13 protein-coding genes are annotated in these 5,802 nt (G+C 32.5%); 12 read left to right on the top strand and 1 reads right to left on the bottom strand.

The genetic code is table 11. The features are described 5' to 3' along the window. Positions 1 to 177 precede the first annotated feature (177 nt). The 12 genes from GXM17_RS20935 (at position 178) to GXM17_RS20880 (ending at position 5,560) form a co-directional block, all read left to right on the top strand. The gene (locus tag GXM17_RS20935; protein ID WP_163401467.1) at positions 178 to 477 is read left to right on the top strand and encodes a hypothetical protein; all 300 of its coding nucleotides are present in this window, start codon (positions 178 to 180) and stop codon (positions 475 to 477) included. Next, the gene (locus GXM17_RS20930; protein ID WP_163401466.1) at positions 464 to 835 is read left to right on the top strand and encodes a hypothetical protein; all 372 of its coding nucleotides are present in this window, start codon (positions 464 to 466) and stop codon (positions 833 to 835) included. Before GXM17_RS20935 ends, GXM17_RS20930 begins: the two co-directional genes overlap by 14 nt. Before the next feature lie 5 nt (positions 836 to 840). Then, positions 841 to 1,362, top strand: coding sequence for a 3'-5' exonuclease (locus tag GXM17_RS20925; RefSeq protein ID WP_163401465.1), 522 nt, complete (start codon positions 841 to 843; stop codon positions 1,360 to 1,362). An 11-nt stretch (positions 1,363 to 1,373) separates the two neighbouring features. Beyond that, positions 1,374 to 1,712: a hypothetical protein gene (locus tag GXM17_RS20920; RefSeq protein ID WP_163401464.1), complete on the top strand. Its 339-nt coding sequence runs from the start codon at positions 1,374 to 1,376 to the stop codon at positions 1,710 to 1,712. 136 nt (positions 1,713 to 1,848) lie between these two features. Beyond that, entirely contained in the window at positions 1,849 to 2,454 is a 606-nt protein-coding gene (locus GXM17_RS20915) for a hypothetical protein (protein ID WP_163401463.1), read from the top strand. A 1-nt stretch (position 2,455) separates the two neighbouring features. Continuing rightward, positions 2,456 to 2,791 (top strand): DUF4406 domain-containing protein, encoded by a 336-nt coding sequence (locus tag GXM17_RS20910; protein ID WP_163401462.1) that lies wholly within the window; start codon positions 2,456 to 2,458, stop codon positions 2,789 to 2,791. Beyond that, positions 2,764 to 3,219, top strand: coding sequence for a hypothetical protein (locus GXM17_RS20905; protein WP_163401461.1), 456 nt, complete (start codon positions 2,764 to 2,766; stop codon positions 3,217 to 3,219). The genes GXM17_RS20910 and GXM17_RS20905 overlap by 28 nt, the downstream gene beginning before the upstream one ends. A gap of 154 nt (positions 3,220 to 3,373) precedes the next feature. After that, positions 3,374 to 3,790 (top strand): hypothetical protein, encoded by a 417-nt coding sequence (locus tag GXM17_RS20900; RefSeq protein ID WP_163401460.1) that lies wholly within the window; start codon positions 3,374 to 3,376, stop codon positions 3,788 to 3,790. Between the two features lie 172 nt (positions 3,791 to 3,962). Next, on the top strand, positions 3,963 to 4,349 hold the full coding sequence (locus GXM17_RS20895) for a hypothetical protein (RefSeq protein ID WP_163401459.1): 387 nt from the start codon (positions 3,963 to 3,965) through the stop codon (positions 4,347 to 4,349). Positions 4,350 to 4,397: 48 nt separating this feature from the next. Then, positions 4,398 to 4,640, top strand: coding sequence for a hypothetical protein (locus GXM17_RS20890; RefSeq protein ID WP_163401458.1), 243 nt, complete (start codon positions 4,398 to 4,400; stop codon positions 4,638 to 4,640). A gap of 10 nt (positions 4,641 to 4,650) precedes the next feature. After that, complete coding sequence (locus GXM17_RS20885) at positions 4,651 to 5,133, top strand: hypothetical protein (RefSeq protein ID WP_163401457.1); 483 nt, start codon at positions 4,651 to 4,653, stop codon at positions 5,131 to 5,133. A 40-nt stretch (positions 5,134 to 5,173) separates the two neighbouring features. Continuing rightward, positions 5,174 to 5,560 carry a hypothetical protein gene (locus GXM17_RS20880; RefSeq protein ID WP_163401456.1) on the top strand — a complete coding sequence of 129 codons (387 nt, stop codon included), beginning with the start codon at positions 5,174 to 5,176 and terminating at the stop codon, positions 5,558 to 5,560. Between the two features lie 37 nt (positions 5,561 to 5,597). On the opposite strand, the gene GXM17_RS21690 is transcribed toward GXM17_RS20880, so the two are convergent. Then, positions 5,598 to 5,802 (bottom strand): hypothetical protein (locus GXM17_RS21690; RefSeq protein WP_208796472.1); only part of this gene is annotated, 205 nt, incomplete at its 5' end.

The raw sequence follows: 5,802 nt of genomic DNA, 5'->3' as shown, positions 1-5,802 counted from the left end.
GGTTTTTTTGTTATGGTGGGTTTGATATTCGAATATATAACTAGAAGAAAATAGGTTAGTTAATTCGGTTTCCTGAGTTAAAAAGTGGATGACTTTTAGTCTGCGGGTTCGAATCCCGACTCAGGAGCAACATTACACAAAAAAGGAATATTAATAATTATTACAAAAATCAGGAATATGGCAAAGCAAGCAACACATTATTTTGTTTATCTAGGTCACTCGACACAAACAAAAAATAGATTACAAGAAGAGTTCAGTAACTTCTTAACAACTTTAGAAGGTACTTTAATAAATGCCGACAGAATTGAGGATTTAAAACAAAGAATCATTAAAAAAGCTACAGAATTGAACGAAAAGCACAAACGATGTGCAGCACTTACAATTGACTTTTCTAAGCTATACAAGGATAACGGTATTTATATACAGGGATTTTACTTCTTAACCTTTCAAATATTAAAGGCTTATGACAACAACTAAAGCATACACCTACACCGGAACCGGCTCCGCAATCGATGATTACATGAAGCCAAAACAGCAGCTAAAAAACATTGTTCGAGGTAACAAAACAGATAACAAAAATTGGGGCTTGTTTGATCCAAAACACAAATATGCTAAAGTTCACAAATTAATACGTTCGATATGTATTACAAAAGAATGGAGTGTTCCTAGTGAAAGATGGGGTAAAGTTGCCGATTTAGACAAGCTAAGTGACTTTTTAAAAAGTGATAAATCACCCGTTAAAAAGCCTTTAATGGATATGGATAAAAAAGAGCTTGAAAAATTAATAGTTGCTCTGAATTCAATTGTAGTGCATCATTGGAACAAAAAAATATAAGTAACATGAATCATTTAATGATAGATTTAGAGACAATGGCTAATGAGTCATTCTCTGCAATTATAAGTTTGGCAGCAGTGGAATTTGATATTAACACAGGTCAAACAGGCAAAGAGTTTTATATCAACATATCATTACAATCATGTATCGATTTAGGATTAATTGTAAATGCTGATACAATTATGTGGTGGATGAAACAAACCGATGAAGCTCGTAAAAGTCTTCTGAACGGAACTGTTCATATTGTTGATGCGTTAACCTCCTTTTCTGGATTCTGTAACAAAGATTATCAAGTTTGGGGCAATTCTGCCAGATTTGATTTAGGAATACTTCAAAACGCCTATAACAAAGCAAAATTACCTATCTGTTGGGATTTTAAAAAAGAAAGATGTGTAAGAACTCTGGTTAGTTTCAAACCTGAAATTAAAGCAAATTTCAAGTATGCTGGAACTGCTCACAACGCTTTATCTGATTGTTATAATCAAATTCAGTATTGTCATTTGACATGGTCGCAAATCAACTCTTAAACCGAACGTAGATGAAAGCAAAAGTAAAATTAAAATTAACAGCAAAACAAATTAGCGCTTTGGTTTATGTATTCGATCAGGCGTCTAAAGCTCCTGCTAAAGGTCGAATTGCCAAAGTATCAAAAAGTGTAATGGATAAAGTTGTTTTGAAATTCAAGACCAAGCAATTACAAGTTAACCAGGTTACTGATCTGTTCAACGCAAAAGATAAATATGATTTTAGTCTGGAACTTGTAGAAGCTCACTTTTTAGAACAGTACTTGGTTTCGATGGCAAATTATCCAATGTGCGAATATGATAAAATTGTAATCAATCAAATTTCAGCAAATATAAACCAACAATTGGCATAATGAGACAAAAAAAATACCCCAAACGACCAACGCTAAAAGCCGAAAGCATATTTGATAACGATAAACGATTAAAGCAGGAGGCCAGGGAAATTTCAAAAACATTTATTCATACCAAACCTGTAAAATACCTTTTAAAATGAATCTCTCAACAAAAGAAAAGATAGCCAAAATTTACGAGCTCGTAAAACGCGGAACGACAGAAGGTGAAAAAGCAGCTGCCGAAATTGCTTTAAACAAGCTTTTGAAAAAACATGATCTATCAGAAGAATATCTGTTAACTATCCATCTAACAGAATACGAGTTTAAATATTCTACTCAATTAGATTTAGATTTATTTGTACAGCTTCACAGCTTCTTTTTTAAAGGCAAAGAGTTCAACGCCACAAAAACAGGCTTTACCCGAAAAAGCATTTTTATCAATATGGAGTATTTAGATTATGTTTTATTGTCTACATCATACGAATACTTTAGGCGTCACATGAATGCGCAATTTAAAAAAGTTTGTGTACCCATTATTAACCGCTGTCGAAGTGCCAAAACCAAGAACGCCCGACGGAAAGAACTACAAGCTGAATTTTTCTCCAGGTATGTAATTAAATCAAAAATTTTCAATGATGAACAGATCACGCAGGTTGACAGTTCAAAACTCAGTCAAAAATCAAAGCAGGACAAAGAAAGAATCTCCGGCATTGAAGGAGGCAATTATCACACTCAAATTAACACAGGTTTATACTTAGAATAATATGAAAAAGAAAATTTACATAGCCGGAAAAGTAACCGGTGAACCAATAGCCGAATGCACAATGAAGTTTGGCATAATTCAAAAGCAATTAACTGATTTAGGTTTTGAAGCTATAAATCCTTTAGTAGTTGTGGGTGATTGGAAATGTCCGTGGAATGTGGCAATGAAAAAATGTATCACAACAGTTATGAGTTGTGATGGAGTAATTCTAATTAATGACTGGATGCGATCAAAAGGCGCAAAACTTGAAGTTGAAATTTGCGACCAATTAGGCATTCCAACGTTTAACAATCTAAAAGAACTACAAGAATGGAACAACTCACAATTTACACTGTAAAAAGCAAGAAAAACGGCTATATCTGGCTGTTTAAATACCATTTAAACGGAGATTTTAAAAGTTTCGAAATTCTGGACGGTTCACTCTCACCGAAACAAATAACGTGGCTATTTTCAGGTTCTAACTTTCCATCATCAGAAAATGTTATGCAAAATGTGTGGATGTCAAAAAAACTCAAAGATAACTTTGAAATTACAAAAGCTGCTCCCGTTTTAGACTTTGAAAATCTTTGGAATTTGTACGGACATAAAATATCAAAATTTGACTCTGAAAAGCAGTTCAAAAAACTAAAAGATGCCGACAAAATTAAATGCTTTCTTGCTATTCCAGGATATAAAAAATACTTGTCAAAAACCGGTACCGCCATTGCTCATTTATCAACTTTCATAAATCGTCAGTATTATAATGATGATTGGACTAAAGCTTAACGTTCCCACGCCTTACCGCGTGGTTGGATTGAAAAACCGAGTAGTTTCGGCTAAACGAAAAATTAATTATGAAAATATAATTCCACTAATGCCAACCATGAGGTAAGACGTGTGTTAGCAGGAGTACGGATTATTAACCACGAATTTTTTCATTATGGACATAGAAAAAATAATTTACGAATCAACAAGAGAAATTTATAGTCTTGAAGATAAATTAAGAATCGCAACGATATTTTTATTTTGTGAAAAATTGGGAAATTCAAAACTTGCCGAACTATTATACACTGATAATCACGAAAAATTAATATTAGATATTACGGAAGAATTTAATGATTACGATGTTGATTTTCATATAAATTTTAGTAATTCAAATGTGAAAAGTGCTTTTAATAAAACACTAGAAAAGGTTAAAAAAGTATGCGATGACAATGGATATTTGAAAGCATTATTTAATAAAGATGAATATGCTTTAGTTATCGAAGGAATTGTAAATTATAATTTTGATAAAGTAGAATTTAAGCAGTTCACAAAAAACATAGTGCAACAACTAACTTTCGATTTTAGCAGTTAACGTAGTATTCCTGCTAACGGCTGCCGCTATAATTTCGGCGTGACATAGAACCGCAGATTTTCTGCCGAAAACAAAACATTATTAATAACGGTAATTCCACAAAACCAACGCTGAAATATAGCGGTTGTTACCATCATACCACGAACGAAACTAATTTTTAAAATAATACAAAATGAAAAAATCAGCACACCAAATTTGGAAGGAATCTAAAGAGCAGAATTTATCCAAAGAAGAATTTAAAGAAAAACTACAAAATGAAGGTATAATTATAAAGAAATTGACACATATAGAAAAAGCAACTGATATTTTAGAAAAAGTAAACAACGGTAAAATATCAAAAGCTTTATGGGATAATTGTTCGGATTATGCAAAAAAAGATTTGAAGCGAAAAGCTTTTTTAATTGTAGATGAAGTTATTTCTGCTTTATCTGATTTAGGCAATGAGCTTCACGACAAACAGGGTAGTGATTCTTATAATGCAAGATGTTTAAATCACGATAAAAAAGCGTTTTACAAAGATGTTCGAGAGAGTATCGGCAACTTCTACCCACAATCATAGGCGGTTGATGGTAACTACTTACTAATAGCAATTCAATAAATTGAACAAATGGAAAAGCCAACAATATCAAGCAACGGACAAAAGCTAATTATGTTTTTAGATGAAAAAATGTATGAAGGCAGCTTTACAAATAACGACCTAGTTCAATTTATTGAAGTAGTTGGAAAATATCTAGGACTTATGACTATTCCAAAATATGCTGTATGTAATAAAATGAGCTACAATGGCGCAAAATGTCACAGAAACGTCAAAACCATTTTAGGGGTTAAATTTATAATTGACAACGATTAAACAAGATAATATGATACTAGGATTTAGCACACAAATAAACGGAAAGCCTACTGACTTTGTAGAAAAAATATGGGCTTCAATAGAGGATAAATATAAAATTGATAATAAGTACATCTTTCCTGAAATGTATTACGAATGCATCAATAAAAAACTTTTAAAATTAGTTGAAGCGAAACCTAAAATTCACACTATCCGGGAAGACCCAAAAGACCGTTGGAAAGTCGGAATGATGATTGATTTTTTTATCAATGTGAGGACAAAGAAAATGTTTCGATTTGCTCCGGTTATGCCGGTGGTTAGTGTTCAAACAATTGAGATATACCACTTCGGAGAAAAGGCAAAATCAGTTTGTATTAATGGGAGAAAACTTAAAGTTTTACGAGTAAAAGAGTTAGCCCAAAACGATGGTTTTGATACTGTAGAGGATTTCTTCGCTTACTTCAATGAAGATTTTACTGGGAAAATAATTCACTGGACGGATTTAAAATATTAGAAAAAATACTACATTTGGAGTCTGTTAAAAAAAAGAACACATGAAAAAAATAATTTATATCATAATAGGATTCATTGCCTTAGGTCTATTTGCAAGATTTACACAAAGCAGTACTAAGGATGAAGAAAAACAAGCAGCAGCTAAAGTAGAAACTGAAACAAAAACATACTCTGAACGTTTTGAAGACAAAAACTTTGACGAACTAAGAGGCGGTTATAAACCCATTAGAAGGTATTTAAAACAAAATTTAAACGACCCGTCTAGTCTGGAAATTGTTAATACCTGGAATAACGGAATGAATAAAGACAGTTCCTTTGCTATTAAAACTACCTTCAGGGCAAAAAACGCTTATAACGCATTGATTTTGCAAGCAATATATTGTGATCTCGATTATGAGGGAAATTTATCTAATATACGTATAGAATAGCAAAAACCCGACTGGATCCAGTCGGGTTTTTTTTTGCTCAAAAACTCGTGTTGCACAAGTTAAAGTTACTTTTTATTTTTGCTTCATGGCGTATAATAAAAAGAACTACAACAAAAGGGCTCAGTTTATTATTGAGGTCTATAATGGCGCCAAACATCCAGACGTTCCAGATACAAAGATTGTACGTACTATTTTTCCAAAGTTCAATATATTCATCTCTTATCGCCAATGGATGAACATTA

Source organism: Flavobacterium fluviatile (assembly GCF_010645065.1).
GTDB classification, from domain to species: domain Bacteria; phylum Bacteroidota; class Bacteroidia; order Flavobacteriales; family Flavobacteriaceae; genus Flavobacterium; species Flavobacterium fluviatile.
The sequence above is the reverse complement of the archived record's forward strand: the minus strand, read 5'-3'. Positions and strand labels throughout refer to the sequence as shown.

What these genes read in the sequence shown, in the direction of transcription:
- GXM17_RS20935 (WP_163401467.1), top strand. Translation starts at nt 178, where the DNA reads ATGGCAAAGCAAGCAACACATTATTTTGTTTATCTAGGTCACTCGACA.
- GXM17_RS20930 (WP_163401466.1), top strand. Translation starts at nt 464, where the DNA reads ATGACAACAACTAAAGCATACACCTACACCGGAACCGGCTCCGCAATC.
- GXM17_RS20925 (WP_163401465.1), top strand. Translation starts at nt 841, where the DNA reads ATGAATCATTTAATGATAGATTTAGAGACAATGGCTAATGAGTCATTC.
- GXM17_RS20920 (WP_163401464.1), top strand. Translation starts at nt 1,374, where the DNA reads ATGAAAGCAAAAGTAAAATTAAAATTAACAGCAAAACAAATTAGCGCT.
- GXM17_RS20915 (WP_163401463.1), top strand. Translation starts at nt 1,849, where the DNA reads ATGAATCTCTCAACAAAAGAAAAGATAGCCAAAATTTACGAGCTCGTA.
- GXM17_RS20910 (WP_163401462.1), top strand. Translation starts at nt 2,456, where the DNA reads ATGAAAAAGAAAATTTACATAGCCGGAAAAGTAACCGGTGAACCAATA.
- GXM17_RS20905 (WP_163401461.1), top strand. Translation starts at nt 2,764, where the DNA reads ATGGAACAACTCACAATTTACACTGTAAAAAGCAAGAAAAACGGCTAT.
- GXM17_RS20900 (WP_163401460.1), top strand. Translation starts at nt 3,374, where the DNA reads ATGGACATAGAAAAAATAATTTACGAATCAACAAGAGAAATTTATAGT.
- GXM17_RS20895 (WP_163401459.1), top strand. Translation starts at nt 3,963, where the DNA reads ATGAAAAAATCAGCACACCAAATTTGGAAGGAATCTAAAGAGCAGAAT.
- GXM17_RS20890 (WP_163401458.1), top strand. Translation starts at nt 4,398, where the DNA reads ATGGAAAAGCCAACAATATCAAGCAACGGACAAAAGCTAATTATGTTT.
- GXM17_RS20885 (WP_163401457.1), top strand. Translation starts at nt 4,651, where the DNA reads ATGATACTAGGATTTAGCACACAAATAAACGGAAAGCCTACTGACTTT.
- GXM17_RS20880 (WP_163401456.1), top strand. Translation starts at nt 5,174, where the DNA reads ATGAAAAAAATAATTTATATCATAATAGGATTCATTGCCTTAGGTCTA.